General features: G+C 36.0%; 23 protein-coding genes and 4 pseudogenes. 10 read left to right on the top strand and 17 right to left on the bottom strand.

The window, feature by feature from the left end:
- Positions 1-15 precede the first annotated feature (15 nt).
- The 6 genes and pseudogenes from BEN74_RS00280 to BEN74_RS19775 all read right to left on the bottom strand — a co-directional run bounded on the left by BEN74_RS00280 (position 16) and on the right by BEN74_RS19775 (position 1,943).
- The gene (locus BEN74_RS00280) at positions 16-528 is read right to left on the bottom strand and encodes an AAA family ATPase (RefSeq protein WP_068911055.1); all 513 of its coding nucleotides are present in this window, start codon (positions 526-528) and stop codon (positions 16-18) included.
- The gene (locus BEN74_RS19870; protein ID WP_068911056.1) at positions 519-752 is read right to left on the bottom strand and encodes an ABC-three component system middle component 6; all 234 of its coding nucleotides are present in this window, start codon (positions 750-752) and stop codon (positions 519-521) included. Before BEN74_RS19870 ends, BEN74_RS00280 begins: the two co-directional genes overlap by 10 nt.
- On the bottom strand, positions 749-1,297 hold the full coding sequence (locus BEN74_RS00270; RefSeq protein ID WP_005264116.1) for a hypothetical protein: 549 nt from the start codon (positions 1,295-1,297) through the stop codon (positions 749-751). Before BEN74_RS00270 ends, BEN74_RS19870 begins: the two co-directional genes overlap by 4 nt.
- A 2-nt stretch (positions 1,298-1,299) precedes the next feature.
- Positions 1,300-1,533 (bottom strand): hypothetical protein, encoded by a 234-nt coding sequence (locus tag BEN74_RS00265; RefSeq protein WP_005264115.1) that lies wholly within the window; start codon positions 1,531-1,533, stop codon positions 1,300-1,302.
- Positions 1,534-1,740: 207 nt separating this feature from the next.
- Positions 1,741-1,843: pseudogene (locus BEN74_RS19565) on the bottom strand (IS6 family transposase); the annotation flags it as partial.
- A complete protein-coding gene (locus BEN74_RS19775; protein WP_261183611.1) occupies positions 1,812-1,943 on the bottom strand; it encodes a hypothetical protein in 132 nt (43 codons plus the stop codon). The pseudogene BEN74_RS19565 and the gene BEN74_RS19775, both read right to left, overlap by 32 nt.
- A 106-nt stretch (positions 1,944-2,049) precedes the next feature.
- Here BEN74_RS19775 and BEN74_RS00260 point away from each other — a divergent pair, with 106 nt between their 5' ends.
- Positions 2,050-2,313 carry a type II toxin-antitoxin system Phd/YefM family antitoxin gene (locus BEN74_RS00260; protein ID WP_005264105.1) on the top strand — a complete coding sequence of 88 codons (264 nt, stop codon included), beginning with the start codon at positions 2,050-2,052 and terminating at the stop codon, positions 2,311-2,313.
- Positions 2,297-2,560, top strand: a complete 264-nt coding sequence (locus BEN74_RS00255) for a Txe/YoeB family addiction module toxin (protein ID WP_005264103.1) — start codon at positions 2,297-2,299, stop codon at positions 2,558-2,560. Before BEN74_RS00260 ends, BEN74_RS00255 begins: the two co-directional genes overlap by 17 nt.
- Positions 2,561-2,596: 36 nt before the next feature.
- Here the strand turns inward: BEN74_RS00255 and BEN74_RS00250 are convergent, their stop codons facing one another.
- The gene (locus tag BEN74_RS00250) at positions 2,597-2,932 is read right to left on the bottom strand and encodes a hypothetical protein (protein WP_068911057.1); all 336 of its coding nucleotides are present in this window, start codon (positions 2,930-2,932) and stop codon (positions 2,597-2,599) included.
- A 242-nt stretch (positions 2,933-3,174) separates the two neighbouring features.
- Positions 3,175-3,273, bottom strand: a pseudogene (locus BEN74_RS19620) (IS5/IS1182 family transposase); the annotation flags it as partial.
- Between the two features lie 214 nt (positions 3,274-3,487).
- Between BEN74_RS19620 and BEN74_RS00245 the strand changes: the two are divergent.
- Positions 3,488-4,054 carry a recombinase family protein gene (locus tag BEN74_RS00245; protein WP_004758168.1) on the top strand — a complete coding sequence of 189 codons (567 nt, stop codon included), beginning with the start codon at positions 3,488-3,490 and terminating at the stop codon, positions 4,052-4,054.
- Between the two features lie 10 nt (positions 4,055-4,064).
- Complete coding sequence (locus BEN74_RS00240) at positions 4,065-5,021, top strand: arsenic resistance protein (protein ID WP_004665958.1); 957 nt, start codon at positions 4,065-4,067, stop codon at positions 5,019-5,021.
- Between the two features lie 121 nt (positions 5,022-5,142).
- Here the strand turns inward: BEN74_RS00240 and feoB are convergent, their stop codons facing one another.
- The 3 genes and pseudogenes from feoB to BEN74_RS00225 form a co-directional block, all read right to left on the bottom strand.
- Positions 5,143-6,972: a ferrous iron transporter B gene (gene feoB / locus BEN74_RS00235; protein WP_068911058.1), complete on the bottom strand. Its 1,830-nt coding sequence runs from the start codon at positions 6,970-6,972 to the stop codon at positions 5,143-5,145.
- On the bottom strand, positions 6,962-7,222 hold the full coding sequence (locus BEN74_RS00230; protein ID WP_004665962.1) for a FeoA family protein: 261 nt from the start codon (positions 7,220-7,222) through the stop codon (positions 6,962-6,964). The genes feoB and BEN74_RS00230 overlap by 11 nt, the downstream gene beginning before the upstream one ends.
- 11 nt (positions 7,223-7,233) lie before the next feature.
- Positions 7,234-7,986, bottom strand: a pseudogene (locus tag BEN74_RS00225) (cation transporter); the annotation flags it as partial.
- A 163-nt stretch (positions 7,987-8,149) separates the two neighbouring features.
- On the opposite strand from BEN74_RS00225, the gene BEN74_RS00220 reads away from it, so the two are divergent.
- From BEN74_RS00220 to BEN74_RS19865, 4 genes and pseudogenes are all read left to right on the top strand, one after another.
- The gene (locus BEN74_RS00220) at positions 8,150-8,614 is read left to right on the top strand and encodes a hypothetical protein (protein WP_000911011.1); all 465 of its coding nucleotides are present in this window, start codon (positions 8,150-8,152) and stop codon (positions 8,612-8,614) included.
- Between the two features lie 12 nt (positions 8,615-8,626).
- A pseudogene (locus tag BEN74_RS00215) lies at positions 8,627-10,965 on the top strand (hypothetical protein).
- 4 nt (positions 10,966-10,969) lie between these two features.
- Complete coding sequence (locus BEN74_RS00210; protein ID WP_002046149.1) at positions 10,970-14,170, top strand: site-specific integrase; 3,201 nt, start codon at positions 10,970-10,972, stop codon at positions 14,168-14,170.
- 60 nt (positions 14,171-14,230) lie between these two features.
- Positions 14,231-14,338, top strand: a complete 108-nt coding sequence (locus BEN74_RS19865) for a hypothetical protein (RefSeq protein ID WP_372551473.1) — start codon at positions 14,231-14,233, stop codon at positions 14,336-14,338.
- 144 nt (positions 14,339-14,482) lie between these two features.
- Here the strand turns inward: BEN74_RS19865 and BEN74_RS00200 are convergent, their stop codons facing one another.
- From BEN74_RS00200 to BEN74_RS00175, 6 genes are all read right to left on the bottom strand, one after another.
- Positions 14,483-14,701 carry a hypothetical protein gene (locus BEN74_RS00200; RefSeq protein ID WP_000550047.1) on the bottom strand — a complete coding sequence of 73 codons (219 nt, stop codon included), beginning with the start codon at positions 14,699-14,701 and terminating at the stop codon, positions 14,483-14,485.
- A gap of 4 nt (positions 14,702-14,705) precedes the next feature.
- Positions 14,706-16,001 (bottom strand): Y-family DNA polymerase, encoded by a 1,296-nt coding sequence (locus BEN74_RS00195; protein WP_001190354.1) that lies wholly within the window; start codon positions 15,999-16,001, stop codon positions 14,706-14,708.
- A gap of 14 nt (positions 16,002-16,015) precedes the next feature.
- Positions 16,016-16,642 (bottom strand): LexA family protein, encoded by a 627-nt coding sequence (locus BEN74_RS00190; protein WP_000038641.1) that lies wholly within the window; start codon positions 16,640-16,642, stop codon positions 16,016-16,018.
- A 111-nt stretch (positions 16,643-16,753) separates the two neighbouring features.
- Entirely contained in the window at positions 16,754-17,395 is a 642-nt protein-coding gene (locus tag BEN74_RS00185; protein WP_005245165.1) for an SOS response-associated peptidase, read from the bottom strand.
- A gap of 246 nt (positions 17,396-17,641) precedes the next feature.
- Positions 17,642-18,748 carry an ImmA/IrrE family metallo-endopeptidase gene (locus tag BEN74_RS00180; RefSeq protein ID WP_002046586.1) on the bottom strand — a complete coding sequence of 369 codons (1,107 nt, stop codon included), beginning with the start codon at positions 18,746-18,748 and terminating at the stop codon, positions 17,642-17,644.
- 12 nt (positions 18,749-18,760) lie between these two features.
- Positions 18,761-19,471, bottom strand: a complete 711-nt coding sequence (locus BEN74_RS00175) for a hypothetical protein (RefSeq protein ID WP_001052588.1) — start codon at positions 19,469-19,471, stop codon at positions 18,761-18,763.
- Positions 19,472-20,329: 858 nt separating this feature from the next.
- On the opposite strand from BEN74_RS00175, the gene BEN74_RS00165 reads away from it, so the two are divergent.
- Both BEN74_RS00165 and BEN74_RS00160 read left to right on the top strand, forming a co-directional pair.
- On the top strand, positions 20,330-21,043 hold the full coding sequence (locus BEN74_RS00165) for a phosphoribosyltransferase (protein WP_001986287.1): 714 nt from the start codon (positions 20,330-20,332) through the stop codon (positions 21,041-21,043).
- A 393-nt stretch (positions 21,044-21,436) separates the two neighbouring features.
- On the top strand, positions 21,437-22,636 hold the full coding sequence (locus BEN74_RS00160; protein ID WP_068911059.1) for a tyrosine-type recombinase/integrase: 1,200 nt from the start codon (positions 21,437-21,439) through the stop codon (positions 22,634-22,636).
- Positions 22,637-22,669 lie beyond the last annotated feature (33 nt).

Raw genomic sequence — 22,669 nt, 5'->3', positions numbered from 1 at the left:
TCGCTGAAAAAGCCTTTACAGATAGGTTTGTGCAACAAAGCCAGTCAATTGTCTTAGAGATGGTTTATCACCTTGGAAGTCAAATAGCATTTTTTTAATTTTTTCTTCAAAAATTGCTTCTGAGACTAATTCACCATTGATAAAATTATTGGTACTAAAAAAACTAGTCTCTTTTTTTGCTTTTTGATTGATTGTAAGTGATCTAGTGATCTTAAGGGTTTTTGTAACTTTATTCTCTAGAGTATCGGCGAGCACTAATTCGAAAGAAGGCAGTGTTTCTTTAAGAAAATTAAATACAGTATTATTCTTTGTGTCTTTCAACTCTTTATCAAAGACGAATGAACTCCATTTACCTGCAAGACAAAAATCTACACAGCGTAAAAGCGTTGTTTTACCTAAACTATTTGTTTTTGTATTTGAAGTATTATTAGATTTCTCACCTTTAATTATATTTATACCTTTCTTGAACTCAACATGTTGAATAGGATTATTATCCTTATCTTTAATGGATAAGTATTTCAGATACATAAAATTAATCCTTTTTTACTGTCTGAGCTTATTTTTCCAAGCATATATAACCAGTCTAAAACTAATAAAAATCTATTCATTGAAATAGGTTCAATGCTGTTGACTAGATCATAATAATCATTAATTCCAAGATTGTTTTCTTTATTTTGAATCATGATTTTTAATAAGACGGAGCCTAAATAATATACTGAATTTTTAGGATTCTTATTGGATAGTAAAATCATAGCGGAGGCTTTTTAAATATTTGGCATTCAGAGAAAACATAGAAAATAATTGATGGTACGTATGAAATATTATCATAGTTTTCTGGATTACTTGCCAGTAAAATATTAGACAACTCAGTTTGCATTTGACCAATTATAGAGTCTGGATCTTTTAAATAAACATATTTGTGGTAAAGATTTCGAATGACCATAAAAAGTTTATTTGTTGCAAGTGGTGTAAGGTTGTTTTCCAATGCATGCAATCGTGACTGAATTACTTGTCTGTGTCCCATGAAAAAATCGAAGGCTTCTTTGTAAATTTCAATTCTATTGTGATCCACTTTTTTACTTATATCGTATATTTTTACATCTACCTCTGAAGCCTCAAAAGATAATTCTAATTCAATAATGTTTTCGATAATATCTTGAATTATAAAAGATTTTTTTGATTCGTTAAATGGAGTGGTTCCATAGTTGTTGATGATGGTCTTAGCAACCTGTTGAGTATTGTTTGAACCGCCTTGTGTGACTTCACTAATATCTACTTTTTCTGATAATGCCCCCATGATTATTCGCCTTGATCTGATTTAGGTTTACTATCGTGATTATGAATTGTCTCTGCAACTTGCTGTGAACTGGCAAAACTTGATGATTGATTCACACCTTTAATGATTGTTGTTTTTTTATTGGTGTTACCGGTCGCTTTAGCTAAAAGCCAAAGACCTAAAACTACTAGAGCGGTGATAGCTACCCATGCCCAAGCCGGTAAGTCGGATGGAATATTATTAATAAAGTCAGTCATAAAATTTCCCCCTATTTTATAAATTTATGTATAAATAGTTTAATTGTTTTACAGGTCTGTTTGAAATAATTTGTCCAAAAAGTTTCTTATTTAAAAATATTAGTAATTTTAATGGCACTGTTGCAAATAGGGAACTGAATCAATGAGATTCCCTTCAAAAAAGCTTAGAGACCGAAAACTCTATTAACTAGACACACTTCACTCTGAGATAGTCGTGTGATCAACATTCACACCACGTTCAGAAAGCATTTCCCGAAGTTCACGTAGCTAATGCCATATTACAATACCAGCACACAGCCCAAAGAATGATTTCGCCCTAAAAATGCCGACAATGGAAGAGATTCATATACTGAACTTTTAGCTAAAAAACTATTTTGCTTATCATCAATCGCTATTTGCAACAGTGCCATAAATTATGGCTCTTACTTTTTACGAAGTAAGTGTTTTACTTTATGTACAGAATACTGTACAATTAAAATTACTAAGACAATGATGATTGTTAATCGGTGGCTATAAATGCATGTATTTACATATACAGATGCTCGCAATAACCTGAAAACGGTTTTAGACCGTGTTATTGATGATGCAGATGTAGCTGTTATTACACGTAAAGAAGGTCAACATGCCGTTGTTATGGGTCAAGACTATTACGATAGTTTGATGGAAACATTGCATCTCATGTCTTCTCCAAGTAATGCAGCACATTTAGCAAAATCAATTGCAGAATTACGAGCATCTAAAACGATCGAAAGAGAACTTTTAGATGAAACGGAAGACTAGTTTTACACCTTCAGCTTGGGATGATTATGTTTACTGGCAAAGCCAAGACAAAAAGACTCTAAAGCGAATCAATGCCTTAATCAAGGAGTGTCTGAGAACTCCATTTGAAGGTATTGGTAAGCCTGAACCATTACTCGGTGATTTATCTGGGTTTTGGAGCAGACGAATAGATGAAAAGAATAGACTAGTCTATGAAGTAACAGACGCAGCGATAACGATTATTTCATGTCGTTACCACTACGAATGAACAAGAAGCCCTTACTCAACTAGTGTAGGGGCTTTTTTATTTGATTTGAATTTGTATTTCATCTAACGTTTCTTGGGAAATATCTTCTGCTACATCATAAGAACGATCATCAGGATGTTCGTAGTAATCTGGGTCTTCATCATATAAACCAATACCTGTATCTGGCTGACCATAAATATCAAAAACTATGTGGTTAGTCATAGTTGGACCGTCATAATCGGTATTAAGATCTAAGGCAATAATATTATTATCATCATCACGGACAGTATTAACACTAACCTCTTCAATAGGTACTACTAAGCCGTTATCAAATTTAATATCAGCAGGTAATATAATTTTTTTATCTGAATCTTCAAAAACTTTTTTAGACATGAAAATTTACCAAAAATCGAACGGAGTAGTATCAATAGCACAGAGCAATTGAAACAGCAAAAGTAGATCAATGCACGTTGTAACAAATAACTTACTTATTAATATCAAATATATAACAGCCATAAACTTTAAATCACATGCAAAAAATCCGCTCAGCCTTTCTTATGACATCACATGATGCCTTCAGCCTATACACCTCAATTAGATAAAAATAAGGATATGACTACTTACAGTAGAGTTCAGTTATCTTTGTCGGTTACTCCAACAGTACCCGCCCGTCCAGGCAACAAATCCTTAATCCGTTCTCTCTGATCGTTTCTTAATACATAGCTTTTAGTCATGAAAGGATAATGAGGACAAATCAGGTTTTCTCAAGCTAATTGGTGACAGGCTCTAGATGAGTGTTATTTGCCTGTACCCTAAAGCAACACTCAGAATGTCCCGGATTTTATGTATCATTTAAATGATTTTTAATCATATATAACATGTAACTTTGATATTAAAGATTTATAATTTACGAAATTGTTCATTTTTATCCAATTGGGGAGTGAAAGAGTGAAAGGTCAAAAAGTAGGTTATGTCCGGGTGAGTTCAGTCGAGCAAAATACAGGACGTCAACTTGAGGGAATTGAAATCGACCGGATTTTTGTTGACCGAGCTTCGGGTAAAAATACCGACCGACCGAAATTTCAGGAAATGTTGAACTATGTCCGGGAAGGGGACAGGGTGATTGTACATTCCATGGATCGTTTTGCTCGAAGCTTAAAAGATTTAGTCACTGAAGTAGATAAACTGGTCAAACGAGGAATTGCCATCCAGTTCGTAAAAGAAAATATTACTTTCACTGCTCAATCTACCCCGATGGATAATTTGATGCTGCAATTGATGGGCGCTTTTGCACAGTTCGAACGTGAGATCATTTTAGAGCGTCAAAAAGAAGGAATAAAACTGGCCTCTGCTCAAGGAAAGTACAAAGGGCGTGTACATAAATTGAAACCTGAACAGGCTGAAGCTTTAAGACAAGAATGGAAGGAAGGAAAGTACCCTTCAAAAATGGCATTAGGCCAGGCATTTGGAATTAGTCGCCAGGCGGTATACCGCTATTTAAAAGCAAGTGAGTAACTCAATTAAAATGGAAAATATTCGAAATTTTCTTGAAGATAATCAAGTCAAAATCTACTTCTGTACCATCTTTATCGGAGTTATTTTTGGATTAACCATCAGTGGAGCGACGATTTTAGAAAGTTTGATTAACCCTGCACTGGCATTAATGTTATTTGCTACTTTTTTACAAGTACCTATTGCAGAAATTGGCAAGGCATTAAAAAATTTACGTTTTATTTCTGCATTACTTATTACTAACTTTATTGCCTTACCTTTAATTACGGCAGGTCTAATACAATTTTTACCTGAAAACCCACTTATTCGTTTAGCTGTACTTTTTGTTCTACTAGCACCGTGTATTGATTATGTGATTACTTTCACCCATGTTGGGAAAGGTAATGCAAGATTATTACTTGCGATGACACCTGTATTATTGCTTATCCAAATGATCTTACTACCAATTTATCTTGGTGTACTCCTCGGAGAAGAGGTAGCTCAGCTTGTTGAAATTGGTCCTTTTGTCCATGCGTTTGTATGGTTCATTGTTGCACCCTTAGCAATGGCAGCTATAGTTCAGTTCATTGGGAATAGAAATGAACAAGCAGAAAAAGTGGCTGAAAGCCTAAACTTATTTCCTGTACCTGCCACAGCCCTAGTTTTGTTTATCGTCCTAGCATCAGTTATGCCTCAAATTGGGCTTGCAAAAAGTGCAGCTCTTCAAGCTTTACCAATTTATATTTCTTTTGCCATTATTGCTCCATTCGTGGGTTGGATAATTGCTCGTATTTTTCGATTAGAATCTGGCTCTGCTAGTGCTGTGTCCTTTTCAGCATCATATAGAAATTCATTTGTTATTCTTCCATTAGCTTTTGCAATTCCGGGAAGTATGCCCATAATTCCTGCTGTAATCTTGACTCAGACTATCGTTGAACTATGCTTTTTACCAATCTATATTCGTCTGATACCTCGACTATTCAAAACCTAGAGATTTAAACATTTAAGTAGTTGTTATAGTTAGATAAAAGTATTCAGAAGCCCACGCTTACATCGAGTAATTTAATAAAGGGGGGGGAGCTAGCTCCCCCCCTCTTTTATTCATTTGCTAATTAAAACTTACTCGCAACTTGATATGTGATGAATGAAAAGATGTAGGATAATGCAAACAAATAAGTTGCCATAACGACAGGCTGTTTCCAGCTACCTGTTTCTCGTCTAATTGTTGCTAACGTGGCAAGACAATGGGGAGCAAAAATAAACCATACCAATAATGATAAACCTGTGGCTAACCCCCATCCATCCGGGCCTGAAATTTGACTTAACAGACTTTGAGTTACTGTATCTTCATCACCTGACATCGCATAAATCACCCCAAGAGCAGCAATTACAACTTCCCTTGCTGCCATAGCAGGAATGAGTGCAATACATATTTCCCATGTAAACCCAATAGGCGCAAATATAGGATGAATTAAATGCCCTAACTGACCAGCTAAACTATAGTTAATGGCCGGCATGGTTGCATTATCTGGTGGTTGAGGGAACGTGACTAGCACCCATAACAAGATAGACAGCGCAACGATAATGCCACCAACTCGTTTTAAGAAAATAGTTGCCCTATCATATAAGCCTAATGCAATATTTCTAATATCTGGAATTCGGTATGTGGGAAGTTCAAAAATAAAAATACTTTCAGTTTTATCTTTTCGAACCAATTTCAGAAACACTGAAACTAATAACGCTGAGACTATTCCCGACATATAAAGACCAAAAAGGACTAATCCTTGCAGACTTAACCAGCCGTAGATTAATTGGTTCGGAATAAATGCCGCGATCAATAAAGCATATACTGGCAATCTTGCTGAACAGGTCATCAAGGGTGCAATCATAATTGTTGCTAATCGGTCCCGTTCAGAGCTGATACTTCTGGTTGCCATAATTCCGGGAATGGCACAAGCAAAACTGGATAGCAGAGGAATAAATGAACGGCCGCTAAGCCCGGCTTTAGACATTAATTTATCTAAAAGAAATGCTGCCCGGGGTAAATAGCCTGACTCTTCAAGCATTAAAATGAAGAAGAATAAAATCAAAATCTGAGGCATATATGCAAGCACGCTACCTGCACCAGCAATTACCCCATCCACAACCAAGCTTTTTAATAGAGGATGTTGGATTAGTGGTCCAATAAAATCACTGAGCCATGCGACAAAATTTTCAATGAATTCAATAAAAGGCGTTGCCCATATAAATACCGCCTGGAACATCACAAACATGGTTAAAGTTAAGATTACTAAACCCAATACAGGATGTAGAAAAATTTTATCTAGAAATGCGGTTCTTTTATCACCACTGTCATTATTTAAAATAACTTGTTTGGTGATTTGTTTGACCTGTTCAAAATGACTTAATTCAGAATGATAAGGAGTAATAAAAAGATTTTTTTGATCTAATTGATTAATTAAATCTTGAATTCCTTTTGTTTTAACTGCGACAGCTTCAACTACAGGGATACCTAACAGTTGAGACAGTTTATCCTTATCAATGGAAATACCACGCTTTTTGACCTCATCCATCATATTTAATACAAGAATCATAGGGCGATTTAGAGCACGAACTTCGAGAACCAAGCTCAAATGTAAGCTTAAATTTGTGGCATCTACAACGCATATAAAAATATCGGGTAGAATTTCACCTTTTAGCTCGCCCAAACAAACTGCCCTGGTGACTTCTTCATCTAAACTACTAGGTTTTAAACTGTAAGTTCCGGGTAAGTCCAATACTCGTATTGCATCACCAGAAGGTAATTTAAAAGAACCTTCTTTTCTTTCTACGGTAACTCCAGCATAGTTGGCAACTTTTTGTCGCGTACCAGTAAGCGTATTAAATAAAGAGGTTTTTCCGCAATTTGGATTACCGACTAATGCAATGTTCTTAATCTTCATTGGATACTAACTCTACAAAAATTCTTTCAGCTTCATTCTTTCTTAATGCGAATCTTGAAGTTTCAATTTGAACTAAAACAGGATCTCCGCCAAAAACACCTTTAGCGAGTACTTGTAGAGTTTCACCCTCTCTAAAACCTAATAGTTGGAGCCGTTCCAATACGGGATCAGTGGTATGACTGTATTGATTACCTTTTTTGAGATCTCTAATTTTGACGATCTGATTTTGTTTAACTTGAAATAGATTCATTTTCGATACTCTTACTTCAAAGCCAAAATCTTTCGAGCACCATTAAGCACGAATAAAGAAACCAGGATGCCAATGATTAAGTCTGGGTAAGCTGATCCCGTCCACGCCACGAGTACACCGGCAAATATAACGCCCATATTTACGACAACGTCATTCGCCGAGAAAATCCAACTGGCTTTCATATGTGCGCCATCTTCTCGATGACCAGAAATAAGATATAAGCATGTCACGTTAGCTATAAGTGCGAGCAGGCCAATAACAATCATGAGCGTTGATTCTGGCTCGCTTCCAAACATGAATCGTCTAATGACATCAATAATCACGATGACAGCAAGTAATAACTGAATCCAACCTGCGAAATGGGCTGCTTTCACTTGATATTTCGCAGCTTTTCCGACGGCATATAGCGCAATACCATAAACGGCTGCATCGGCAAACATATCTAGAGAATCAGCAATCAATCCTGTAGACGCAGCAATAATTCCGCTGATGAATTCTATAAAGAAAAGTAGAGCATTAATGCCTAATAACAGTTTAAGTACTTTAGCTTGTCTCACAGGATCAGGTTCATTAGGTATATCGCCTGTAGAAAGCTGTGTTTCATCAAGTTTCGCCCCAAAACCCAGTCCTTCAAGTTTGGCCGTAATTTGCTGAATCCCTTCATTATGGAAGACTTTCAGTTTTCGATTGGGAAGATCAAAAGTAAGACCTTTAACTGCTTCAATATCTGCAAGAGCCATACGGACCATTTGCTCTTCAGCAGATAACAGAAAACTAAAAAAAAGTGGAAGAATTTTTAAAATTTAGACCACCCATGATAAGTAAACCATATGTATTTGTTGATAATTGTAATTTTGAGAAAATTTAGTTGATAAATTAAATGAATTTTAATATACAAAGATATGCTCATTTTTTATATCGATAAAAATGTTAAAATTTGACTATTTAGTAAAAAATATAGAGATATTTATGGGGCAATTTATCATGCCCTTTTGCTTTGAGCGACAAAATGTTCAATTTAAGATAGTAAAAATTAACTCAGAACTACTGAAAATCAAAAAGATTAAACAGAGCCAGAAAGTAGTAGTACAAGCAAAGTTCAAAATAATCTATGTGAAAATTTGGCAAAAAATATTGCTATTAATGCAAACGGAGCCATGCTTACGTGTACATTCTAATTATGTTGCAATCTTACAGTTGATACATAATCTTGATGATTTTATCGAAAAATCACAGCAACACTTGTGCTTTGAGAGAAAAGCTCAGAAAGAGCTGGATGCTAAATTTTTTGCTAGATTTTTTAAGCTGACAAAGAGTTCAATAAAAGATCAACTTTTACCAAATTGTTCAGATCGTAATGAATTTAACCAATGCAATTTGATAAAAAATTAAGCGAAAGCGAATATGCCAAAGATTGAAACAGAAGAGCAATTCTTAGATTTAGCAGAAAAATTCCAAAAAGATTATTGTTTATTACGCAATCATGTTGTGAATACACAATTTGTCGATCTATCAGATGATTTACGTGAAAAAGCCCATGCTCTATATAAGGAAGCACAACAGATATATGGCTATATATCTAGTTCTAGACAATTAGGTAAATATTATTATCTAGCTTCTTTAAGTTATTTTGCATGCCCGACTACTAGTAATACTCAAGAGCTGTCGTCTGAACGTTATTTGATTCTACAAGCGAGTTTTTTAACATATCGGCAGTATCAAGAATTTGCAAAAATTGATAAAGCTGAGAATAAGCAAAAACATGTTTGTGATCTCTTTCGCTATGTATCACGATATGTTCTGGATTCTAATCATGCTGAATTATTTCAAGAATGCAGTGAGCTACTAAATCGCTATGTCATGTACGAACGTAACTTGAAAAAGGAGGATCGTAATCAACTTTTTAATATTAAAGATTTCAAACAAGTACAAGCCATAGAGTATTTATCGGCTCTATTAATAATTTTTAAAAGACTTGATGATCGTCGTGTTGTTCATCGTCAGCGTAAGTCAAAAAAAAGTAAAGTTTTGCAATGGCCGACGAAAAATGAACTCAAAAAATTTCGTGAAATTAAAACGGGTAAGCAAGTAGATATTGGACATAACGCAAAGATCAGTATTTATGATGCCGCTCTTCACAAAGATGAAGAGGGTGAAGTTGATCTATTAGATCCTGAAATGGAGTTTTATTCAGAAGATGAAAAGTCTAAAAATTTAAATTATATACTCAGCGATAATGCGACGCATCTAATGCGGCATCGCCAGCGCCGTCATGCTCCTTTTGTTACAAATCCACATTATTTGGCGCCAGATATACTGAAGCAAATTGTTTATGTGTTGAGAACCGAGTTATCCGGGCACTGGAGGGATGCTGCAATCGCTGCAGCATGTTTATTGTCACTTTTGACGGGATTATCACCCGTCGCACTGATGGATTTTAACGAGCTTATTCAAGATGGAATTTTGATCCAGAATGGTTCAAGTAGACGTCGCGAATATTTACTCAAATTAAATCTTAAAATTACAGAGCAGAAGATTAAGAGCTTAAATCATGTGCGGTGGAATGAAGTGATGACACATCAACTACATTTACCTTCTGCTTGGTTTGACTATATAGAACAAGCATCGAATCCACTAATTTCATCAACACACATTAATACGAAACTTAAGAATTGGCTTGATAATCGGTTTGTAGGTTCGATCACTGTAGAAAAACTGCAGGCTCAATTATATTTTCATATATATTATGAAACATATAATGAATATCTTGCTCATGTAATTGCTGGGCGGGATAGTCAGCATCACATGCCTGGTATCTATTATGGCGGGCTACCGAAAACTCAACTCAGTAGCACATATCTAGCCTTTTAGAAAAAGCACTTACACCACATTCCACACATTTTACTGAAGACACGGCTGAACTAAAAATATTGCAACAACAATTCAAAGTACAATCTGCATTATCTATAGGAAGGATAGGGAGCCAACTGGCACTTGAACCCAATTTTGTGAAAGAGCAATTCCATATTTTACATAGACATTGTCACGAAAACATCCAAGAAGATAAGCACATTATTAATCAACTTAATGCATATGCGTGTTGGATGTGGCATATCAGTTTGTTGAGTTTGGCAAGTCGGCCTAAAAAAAACCTGTTGGGGAATTTGGATGATTATTGTGTTGAGCTCAAGCTTTTATATGTGAATGATAAAAAAAATAGTAAAGCAAGAAAAGATGGTCGTTTTATCCCTTTATCTGATTTTTTCATAAAAACACTGCAAAATTACACTGCCTTTTTAGAACAAATTATTGAAGCGTACGGTTCATTTTTTAGACAAGTCTTTGCAAAGAAGAAGATAACTGTAAATGATCTTTTTGGTAAGGTCATTTTTAGTAAAGATATCTTGCCGATAACTGTCAAAGAATGGCAGAGCAGGAAAATTAAGTTAATCCCTTTATCGAGAAAATGGGTGAATTCATATATGCAAGGAGTCTTTCCAAAGAATATGTATTCGAATTGGTTACGTCATTTTGACATGAACTTTTTGATGCATGAGCAGCAAGAGGGTAAACCAGCATTAGCTTTTCACTTAATTCAGGCCCTGTATGGTCATGACCAACGTGACCGAGAGGCTTTTCATCCGCATTCTTCACTTATCCCGAATGTCTATGTACAGCAAGCCCGCCAGCAATTGCAAGATAATGTCAAATCTTTATCGATTAAACACTTAGAGCGAAAATAGTTGTATGCAAAAAATCAAAGAACTAATAAAACCACAACTAGATGATCTATTTGTTGATATTCATAAAATGGTGAAAAAGTCGCTAGATAGACAGCCTTCTCCACCTGAAGTATTGACGAAAGAAATGCAGCAAAAACTTGATCAGCAGATCGCTGAAAAATGGCATGACATTAAAGATAGTGTTGATTGTTTGAGTCAAAAGTTGAGCCGAGACGAACAATCAAAACTGATGCAATTTACTGAAGATGAATTTAATAAAAGAAGGAAGCAATTCAACCAGAATGTAGATAAAAAATCATACAGAATTAAGCTAAATCCACATACTAAACGGATCGTACTGCCTAGAAAAATTGAGAGTACAGAGTCACGGTTAGAACAGGGGCATCTACATATCCATGTACTTAAGGAATTAAGGCAGTATTGGCAAGATTCATTTGAATATTGGAATGAACCAAAGTACTTATGGGGAAATTTATGCTTAAGTTTTATATATATTTCAGGCTGTGCAGATGAACAGCATTTGATTGCTATTCAGAAGCAATTGCAGGAGGCCATTGAGCTTGGTACAGATCTGAATTGTTTTCGGTTATACCATTCGGACTACAAAAAAATCACTAATCCATTGTTACTACATTATCGTGTTGAAAACTCTCAATATGGCAACGATGTAGAACAGGGAAAGTTGTACCAATGGAAACATGTTTTTTTTAACCCATATGCGCAGTTCATTTTGCAATATTTAAAAAAGTTGAAAGCTACTCAGAAAGAATTTTGTCTGCAACATTCAGTTGAAGATTGTATTTTAGAAAGCTTGAGTAAGATAGGCAGGAAAAAAAGTCTTGGGGATCTGCAATATCAAATTAAACGCCGTGGATTTCGTGCATTTAATGATGTGCAAATGGTACTCGAATTTAATCCAAACCTCAGCATAGATATATTTTTGAGTAATGTGCTTCAGCAAGAGATTAATACTGTTGCTTTAAGGCCATCCGAATTTAGATTGCTGTGGAATAATGATTACAATCAAGTCACAGAACCAGATAATCGCCCTATTCATTTTGAACAAGAGCAGTTACTTCCTGAAGTTCCGACTGTTCAAAGCAAATTACAAACGATTCCGTATGAGTTGATGTTGTTTGGTCAAAAGAAACGTAAAGGTCAAAAAGTTGAGCGTTTAGATAAAAAGAGGAATAAAGAAGAACGCACGCTACGTTTTTGGCAAGAAACTAGAAGGGTGTTAGAGGAGAAGATAGTTGATGCTAATACGGAGGAAAAGTCTTTAATTGATGCTCAACTACGCTTAATTCACTGGTTAATGCATTTAAAAAAACGAGGGCTTCAATTATCAACTATTGAAAGCTACTTAGGATCGTTTGGCAAAGAATTTATATTTGAGATTTGGCTCAATAAATTAGATTTAAAGCAACAATCCATAGATGACTATGAGGATTTATATCGGCAGCTATTGAAATACAGCAGTGAACGTGATGAAAAAGCAGTTCAACGAGATTCGGTGAAAGGAAAAACCTCTCGTAAGATGCACCAAAGCGCAGAATACCGTTTTGGTCGCCTAAAAGATTTTCATCAATTCTGTATAGAGAATTATGATGCTCCAGGGGTATTGGTGTTACAGAATTCAAGTTTTAAGCATTTACAAATTTGCAATGCACGGCTAGTGAGTCCTTTGCTATTTGGCAAATTATTGGAAAAACTAGAAAATTTAAGTCAAGAGCCAACGGCATCAGAGTGGGTCGATCATCTGAGTTGTTTAAAGCTGATGTATTTACTAAGTTATAGAACTGGACTTCGATTAAATGAAGTTCGTTGTCTTAAAATACAAGATATTATTTGCCCAGAGCTACTTTATAAAGAAAAAGAAAATACAGTTTTTAATAATATCACGCTTCATATCCAAGACAATTCATATCGCCGTCTGAAAACGCGAAGTGCGAATCGTCAAATACCATTGAAAATTGCATTGTCAGAACATGAGTTTTTAGTAGTACAACGTTACATACAACATCGTTATGAGCAATATTTGGTTAATCAGCAGGATGATCTACTTTTTAGTGTGAATCATCGTGTATTAACTGATCAATGTATCAGCAAAATTACAGTAGATTTGTTTAGTCAAATATTAGGTATGCATCATGGCTTTAGTTTTCATACATTACGCCACAGTGCTGCTAACTATCTAGCAATAACTTTGCTCGGTTCAAAAGAAATGATCAAGACCTACACAGATTGTCCTTGGGTAAAAGCAAAAAAGATGAGGGATTTATTGTTTGGTATGAAAGCACGTGCTCAAGAAGAGATTATTCAACATAAATGGCAGGTGCTCGCCTCTTGGATGGGGCATAGCAGTATTGAGCAAACGGCTTCAAATTACCTTCATGTTTTGGATTTATTAGCAGTCGATCGAATTTATAATTCGCCGTGTATCATTTCAAAAAAAGTATTAGAACAGTGTTTTAGTCCAGTGAAGTCAAGTACAGACTACATAAACCTAAATCGTTATACTCAGCAGCAGAAATGGTTTAATTCTTATCAGCAAACACAGCCAGTTACGATGGCTGGCCGACAAGAAAAGAAGTTTAGTATAGAGAAGAGTACTCTGACACCTTTTCAACGTTTGATAAGTTTTAGAGAAGGTCGTTTAAGCGAAGATACCCAAGCTCAAGAATGGATGCAACGATGTCAATGGATGAGCACTAAATGGATGGATCGCCAAAAATTTAATTTAAAAACGAATTATGTTTATAGTAAGAATTTAGAAGAGAGTTGGTTTGATGAACTTTACGAAAAGGCTAAAAAACTGACTCGTCCAGATGAAATAATTCCTCTCCTTGATTTTCATTATAAAGATGATAGGCAGCAAGATGCACTGAAAGAAAAGAACATGGTTAAGGCGCTTAAAATATTATTATTATTTGGAAAACTGCGTAAGAATTTTCTACATTTTCAATGCCGAATGAAAGGTGATGAGCAACAAATTGTTAATTTTATTACTGGTATAGAGCCAATGTTAGGAGATCATCTGTATTTAGAAAAACAAAACTACCCAGTTAATTTGGATGCTCCTGAGCGAACCGTTAAATTTAGTTTTCAAAGAGTTGTCGGCTCTAACAAAAAAAATGTTACTCCGCTGGTTATATTTAATTTAATGTTAAAAATGATGCAAAAAGATGAACTCTGGATCAAATAGCCTAAGCATGTTAAAGGGGAATTGTTTAGAAATTTCCCTGTTTATAAGTAAACTGCCTTTATGAAAAGCACCATGCTGACTTGGATTAATAAGCGGAATGTAGTATCACAGTTTGATCGCTGGATTTACGAAAATGGTGTGAAGATTAGCGGTATGGTAAATCGATGAGCTAAAGTGTTGTAGTCCAAACTCGATCTGACAATTACCCATTTTTTAGTGTGCCCGTCAGGTTAAATTTGAACTGAATTTTTCTCAGCCCAAATTCATTTCCAATCAAGTTATGTTTCAAGTGGCGTGCGAACACTGCACAATTTAATTCACGGTGCCTAAGACAGGTATCAACTTCGGACCAGCCATTCTAGCTTTGCTAATGATTTCCACCAGCTCATCATAAGTCAGTTCAAACTTATCCTCACTATCAAATACATAGACCATATTCTTGCCTTCATGTTCAGGTGGAGTAGGTGGTACAAATCGTTTCGGGATAAGAATTTGTGCGAGTTGTTCGTCAGTTAATTTAAATAAGTGCATGTTTTTATCCTACTCTTGGTAAGTCAGACCATTTGGTTAAATACGAAGGTGATCTAAGGTTTTGATTCATGTGCCATGTGGCTTCTTTATTGTTGGCAATGCCTAGCGTGACGAGATTCTTCCCAAACCGTTCACTGATGGCTTCGATGGCATCTGAAAGCCTTTCTCGCTCTTGCTTATGTGAATAGTCCGTGAATAGATCGGGCACAAACTTGGATTGATCTGTAATTTCGAGCAGCACGATTCCCGCCTTTTTATACTTAAAGCCTTTCTTAAATATCTGATCGATGCCTTTCATCGCGGCCTTGGTGATGAGCAGTAGATCATCCGTATGCTCATGCATTTGAACGACGATGTAAGGCGAGTAGCGCTCTGTATTATCAAAGCGACTGGTTTGGATATACACGCCGATCATCTTGCAGATTGAGCCATCTTCCCGCATTCGTTTCACGGCTCTGGCCACATAAAGCCGAACCGAAGCTTTAATGTCATCCATTTCATACACTGGGTTGCCATATGAACGGCTGCTGATGATTTGCTTCTTCGCTACAGTATCATCACTAAGGTCAATACAAGAAAGGCCCTGTAGCTCAAGCACCGTCTTTTCCATCACGATACTAAACTGCTTTTTGATTTCTTTAGGATTGGCATTGATCAGATCCAGCACAGATTGAACACCCATAGTATTGAGCTTCTTACAGTTCTGTCTGCCTACGCCCCAAACCTCAGACACATCAACCTGCGCGAGTAGCGTTTCTGTAGAGCATGGGTCCATATGGGCCAGATTACAGACCCCATTGAAGAACTTGTTTTTCTTGGCGAGATGATTGGCAATCTTGGCTTCGGTTTTAGAGCGACCAATTCCAATACAGCAGGGTAGGCCTAACCAACGCCAAGCCTTAGCCCTCATGTCTTGAGCATATACAGTCAGGTCAAATAGATGCTCGTAAGCTGTGAGCTTCAGAAAGCATTCATCAATGGAATAGACCTCTTGATCTCCTGGTGCAACATAGTCCCCAAGCAGCTCCATAAAGCGCTTGGACATTTCGCCATATAAGGAGAAATTACTGGATAGCACCTGAATGTTATGTTGTTTGATCAGCTCTTTAATTTGGAATACAGGAACACCCATCTTGATGCCTAAGTCTTTCGCTTCCTGGCTTCTGGCCACGGCACAGCCGTCATTGTTGCTGAGCACAATGGTTGGGCGATCATTCAAGGCAGGATTAAACACACGCTCACACGAGACGTAGCAATTATTCACGTCGACTAACGCGAATATTTCATTTTCACTTTGCATGGTTATTCTTCTTTTTATGAGCGGTGATAAATACGCTTTAAATTAAAAGTCACCACACCCCAGATTGATATGGTCTGACTATCATCAGGAATGATGTGATTGTAATTCGAATTTTCAGCCTTCAACCAAAGTTCTGGAAGCGGATAATCTTCATCTCCAAATATTTCTTTGATTTCAGACTTGGACATCTTATTGGTGATCATCAGCCGCTTAATGGTCGAGGCATTGTCATCAATCAGGGCAACCACGATATCGTAATGCTTGGCTTCAATACTGCGATCAATAATGATTGGATCATTAATCTCTAGGCCAGCATCGAGCATGGATTCACTGTCTACATAGGCAATAAAAGTAGAAATAGGGTTGTGAATCAGGAACTCATTCAGATCGAGTGCTTTGTCTTGCTCATCCTTGGTGCTGAAGGCCGGACCTGCAGGAATACGCTCTAAAGAGACGGGAATAGATACTTTGGATTTGGGTAGGACAGCAGTAAGCCCTAATTTTTCAACAAGCTCATTTTGAACAGCGATTTGTTCAAGCACGGTGTTGATGGTAGGACTTGGTTTACCCTCTGGACCCATGAGCTCTTGTAAAGATGACCATGCGTCGTCAGAGAAGTAAATAGGCAACTTCTTAGACATGAGATACTCCTACGCTACGAGGCGTGTTTGGAAGTAGAATTTGTTTAAATAGGATATTACTAACAGCGTTTAAAATTCAAATTTAAAAAGTTGTGGATAAACAAGGATGCGTCAGAATAAGACGTTTTGTTTCTGCTCATCGCGTGGAAATGTGACGAATTCATCGGGCATTTGAAAGAAATATTCATGCGCATGTTCATGATCGGCTGTTAGCCAGTCTTTTCTGTACTGTTCTGGAATAACGATGATGGATCGCTTCTCATCCTTCGGTGCATGGAATTGTTTCATAAAAGGGTGATGGTCCGAATTGATGGTCAACATTGAAAAGGAACGTACCTTATTGCCATTAATCACTGCATCATCATAGATCCCTGCAACAGTAAAAGGCTGATCATCTTTACGCTTGATGGTGTACCAGTGTGGCTTGTCATTGATGTATTTCGGCTCATAAAATTCTTGTACTGGGACTAGGCAGAACTTGCTGTACTTCCAAGCATGTCGAAAGCTAGGCTTATCTGCTACAGACTCAGTTCTGGCGTTATAAGTATGACTGCTGAACTTCAATTCTTTCGCCCAGCTCGGTAGTAATCCAAACTTTGCAATATCAAGCTCTAAGTGATCTGAGCCGTTCAGAATGATTGGAGCATGATAGGAAGGGAATACATGATCCTTAAGCTCAAGATCAAACTGGCTTGTATCGACACCTAAGAGTGTCAAATTTCTTTTATTTGGAAATAGGTAATTTGAGCACATAGCCTGATCACATAACTAAAGAATTTATCTGAAATTGTATACGATGCTTTATGGAACACATGGGATTTATGGTGTCAGTTCAAGTAGGCTATATGAAAAAAGTCATGATGGGGCAAGTTACATTTTCAGTTAAAGTATGACTTATGGGATGCAAAACTACGTTGGGCGTGAAGTCATAAAAAAATTAATCAGGATTTTGCATAAATAGTGCGCCGTAAGGCGCATTATTTTTAAGGAAGGTTTGTATTACTCGACAATATATAACTTATGTTTTTTCTTCGGGGGCTCAACTTTAACTAAAGCATCAAATGTTAATTGATTAAAATCTTCTTCAGAGATTCCAATTTCATCAAGCATTTTATTTTTATCAAAAGATGGTTGTGAGGCTAAAACAGAGATAATTTTGGGCAACATCAAACTCTCATCTCGATGAGTTTCTTCAGGTTCATTAATGTTGTAGCCCAACGAATTGATCTTTATAGAGTTACTACGATTAACCCAATCACTAACTAATCCCAGCTTGTGAGCTTTATAGTTAATAGCCTTCAGGGATGTTCGCCAAATCTTTTTATACTCAATCATATTTTCTAGTGAAAAATAGCGTGGAGCAGTAGAAAGAAATGCATCTGTTGGCATTAAAAATTCAGATGAAAATTGATCCGCTTCAGTTTCGAGAACACGATTATCTTTCTCGACACGAATTTTTTTGTTATGCGTATGCATAACGATATGACCAAGTTCGTGTGCACAATCGAAGCGGGCTCTTTCGGCAGACTTAAATGTATTTAGAAATATGAAAGGGCTACCACTTTCATCATCAAAAAAAGATAGTGCATCAATTTCTCGAATTTCAGTCGGTAATCTAAAGACACGGATTCCCTTTAGCTCACACAACGAAACAATGTTATTAATAGGTTGATTACCTAAAGCCCATAAACCTCTCAACTCTGACGCTAGGTGATCGGCATACTTAGATTCACCCAAAAACTCAGTAATATCTAAATCAGGACGGTGAAAAGTAGGTAACTTTACTTTCTGATTTAAGTACTTGTTAATATTTATTGCTAAAAGAGTATATGCCTCATTAGCTTTTCTATGCTGTGCTTTAATACGAGCAACCGATCTATAGAAGATTTGGTCTGTTTCATGTGGTTGTGTGTCATTACCTGCAAAGAATGACTTGGGTAAATTTAATACACGGCATATATCATCTTGATCATTTTCATTGATTTCTTTATCCACGTCTAAAAGTTGCTTTACCTTAGAGATAGAGCAACTCAATTTTTCTGCGAAATCGGTATTGCTAAGTCCTCGTAATTCTTTAGCAATACGTAAACGATCTTTATTAAACACATTAACCTCAGATTAAACTACAAGCTGAATATCAAAATCATCTGGTTTAATTTCATTAGATGGTTCCAATACTGGCTTAGGATCAGTTTTTACAGGAACTGTATTATCTATTTCAAATGCAATTCTGCAAGTATGGTCACTTGGTAAAATTGAAATTTTTTTCGCTTTTAAGTCCTGTACGAAGCTAGTTGGGTATGCAAATTCAAAAGGAATATTTGGGATATCAATGTCTTTATAGGCTGGATGTGATGCTGAAGGAAAGTATAAAATCCATGTTCTCAATTTTGTCTCATCATCATAAGCAGACTGATTCTCCTTAATATTATTTAATGTCATTAATCCTTTTTCACAGTGTGCTGATACAACTTGATCAGCTAACCCCAATGCAATATTCCCGCTCATAAAGATAATTTGTATTTTCTTTACTGTATTCTCAATTCTTGGCTGGCTGTCATTGTGGAATATCCAAGCAGGATCAGATTGTCGAAGCAGTAAAGCAATCTGTTCTCCAATTTTTCCCCATCGTGCAATAAAGCGTGCACGGTTATAGTGAGTATTTGTTCTATAGTCAGCATCACCGATCATAATTGCGTTTCTGACTAACTCGAGATCAGGTAATCCTAACTGTTTAGCTTTTTTGATAGCATTTTCACCTTTGAAAAAATCACATGGCGTGGGTTCAGAAGGTTGGATTGATTCTTCATCAAGGAGATTTAAATTCATCTTAAAAGTTATCCTAAAGTAGCGAATGTCTTTTTTATAACATCTTTTGATGTTTTAAAAAAGACATTTTTTATAAATGTGTGCTATCTTCACTTACAACTTGATAATAAGAATTTTGGAGAAGAGACGTTGAGTAACTTATTCATTAATCATAAAAATTGTCCTGAATGCGGTGGCCGTATCAAAGGCTATTATTACTACTGTGGGCAGTGTGGTAGTCAAAATGTTGTAAACTGGAAGCACACGGGGATATTTTTGTTGATTGCTGGAAAGATTTTTCTGGTTGCTATGCTTTTTTTGCTAAAAAATTTTGTTCAAATCCATTTTTTTCACAAGTTTCATTGTGCTAATTTTTTAAATAATTCATAGAGGTTGATAGTAAAATGAAAGTTAAAGATTTAATTAAATAATTAGAAGAGTTTGATCTGGAATTAGATGTTTTAATTGCTAATGAAGAGAACAAAATCATTGGCATAAAAACCCTAGCCCGATTCTTTGAAATAAGCTATGTTTCTTTTGTTCATCTAGAGACACAAAGAAATGATATGGAAAGAAATGTTGAATTTACCTTTTTAGGAATGTCGACTAAAGACTCTAGAGTTATTGTTTTTATTGACGTTGTTCCATAATTTTCAAGTAGTCAAAATGAGTATACAATATTCATGTGATGCAAGAAGATACAACTGGATAGGATGGGCCCATAAGTATTTGAAGCTGCCTCGTGTATGATCATGGGGACTGTCCAAACAAACGGCTTTTGAGAGTGCTGCCTGATACGAAAAATAATATCCAAGAGATGCTAGCGGTAAATTTAGTGTAAAATTTAATGCTAGCCATCATTAAAACTTATTTAAAAATATGAAGTTATATCGCACAGATTGGAATATGTTTCCTAAAACGGTTATTGACCGTGGTCTTGGAGATGCAACCTCTCATTACATGTATGAAGCTGCTAAAGCAGGGGATGTTGAAAGTGCGTATATTTTAGCTAAAGATTTAGTTTCGGATGAGGCGATTGCTGAACTAGAAAGAATTATCGATGGTCGGGAAACTATTATAGTACCTGTACATGCTGAGGAAGCAGTCGGTCGTAATATGATTCCTTTAGCTACTTCAGCAGTTATAGCAAAGAAACTTGGGCTTGAAGTTGATACGAATATAGTTCAAGCTATAAAAGTATCAAGAACTGGCGGTGATGGGTGGCATAGATTAGCCAACCCACCAGCATTTGATGGGACAATAAACAATGATAAATGTGTTATTATTGTTGATGATACCCAGACCCAAGGTGGTACTTTTGCAGCATTAAAAGGTCATATTGAAACAACTGGGACGAATAAAGTTATTGGAGCATATGCACTGACGGGTAAACAATACTCATCACAATTAGCTCTAAGTAAAGAAACTCTTCAGCAATTGAGGGATGTATATGGTAATCTTGAAGCATGGTGGAAATCGATTTACGGGTACGATTTCGAAAGGCTCACAGAGTGGGAAGCAAAGTATATCCTCAACTCTCGTAAAACAGCTGACGAAGTCCGAGATAGAATCATTGCGTCAAAACAAACGTGATGCTTATGCACTTATGATGAAAATGAATTAATTATTATTTAATTAAGTTAAAAGACTGCTATATAGCGGTCTTTTTTGTTTTTGAGCTCTACAAATTTTAATGAGTACATATAGTTACTTTTATAAAAATGATAATAAAGGGTAGAGGAGGTCATCTAAGAATTTAAAGCACAAGACTTATTTAACATTGATGACAGAAAAAGTGAGTTGTTGGGAACTTAAAGAAGAGGTGGTACTTATAATGGTTACTAAAATACAAATACTTAAAATATTAAATATATAAAACAATATATTACAAATATATATGATGCGTAGTGTACGCATCATATATAAAACGTTTTAGTTTGATATAATTGATCCAATCAATCCTCTGATAGGTTTCATTTAAATTCCATGAGTCTTACTGAAATTAAAGTTCGCCAAGCTCATTGCAAGGAAAAAACATGTTTTTTATCCGATGAAGATGGACTTAGCCTGAAGATTGAGCCGAATGGAAGAAAATCTTGGTGCTATCGTTATACAGATCCACTAACCAAAAAACGTCGACGCATTCAGTTAGGTCTTTATCCTGATTTATCACTGAAAAAGGCACGACAAGTCAGAGATGACTTTAAAGACAATAATTTCTGTTTTGAACAAGATACTGCCTCTAATGTCATCACCTTTGGCAAGGTCGGAGATGAGTGGCTGCAGTTCAAAATTAAGAATGCATTCAACGATCTACCCCGCTGTGGTGTACTACAGTTAGCAGAAAGATGTTTACAGCAAGATATTTATCCAGACCTTCAGGATTTACCTTTTCAAAATATCAAGCGCTATGACCTGGTTTCAGTAATTAAAAAAATAGAGGGACGCCAAGTAAAAGAACCTGTCAAAAAAGCTTGTAGTTATTTGAACCAAATTTATGACTACGCTGTAGCGATGGGTTATTGTGAGTTCAACATCGCTCATGGTTTAAATAAAATCACCATTAACAGCAAAATCAAGAAAAATTATCCGTATTTGAAAGCGGAGGATATATCTGATTTTAAGAATAAATTACAAAAATTGGATGTCCATCCCATTATTAAAAAAGCATTGATGTTCAAATTGCATACTGGCGTACGAGGGGCTGAATTATTATTATCTGAGCCTCATCATTTTGATTTAAAAGATAAAATTTGGAGAATACCAGCCTTACATATTAAACAGTTTCGACGAAAAGTCATATTAGGCCATGAGATTCCAGATTTTTTAGTTCCACTTTCAAATCAGGCTTTAGAGATTTTAAAAGACGTCATGCAGTGGTCATACGGTGAAAAATACCTTTTTGCTAGCCCACGCAAATACAATCAACCGATTCATTTTAATACTCTAAATATGGCCATACGTAAGATGGGGTATGGCAAACATCAATTATCTTCTCATGGATTACGTTCTACTTTTAGTACCATTTTGAATGACTCAGGTTTGTTCCAAGATAATTGGATTGAGGCACAACTTTCACATATTGATAAGAACCGTACCCGTGCCAGCTATAATCACGCTGACTATTTAGCTCAACGGACTGAAATGATGCAGTGGTGGGGTGATTATTTAAGTACTACTAAATGAAAATCGTACTTTTATACATAAACTTAAAACATT

Origin of the sequence: Acinetobacter sp. WCHAc010034 (genome assembly GCF_001696615.3) — a bacterium.
Taxonomy (GTDB): domain Bacteria; phylum Pseudomonadota; class Gammaproteobacteria; order Pseudomonadales; family Moraxellaceae; genus Acinetobacter.
This window is presented reverse-complemented; position numbering and strand designations above follow the sequence as displayed.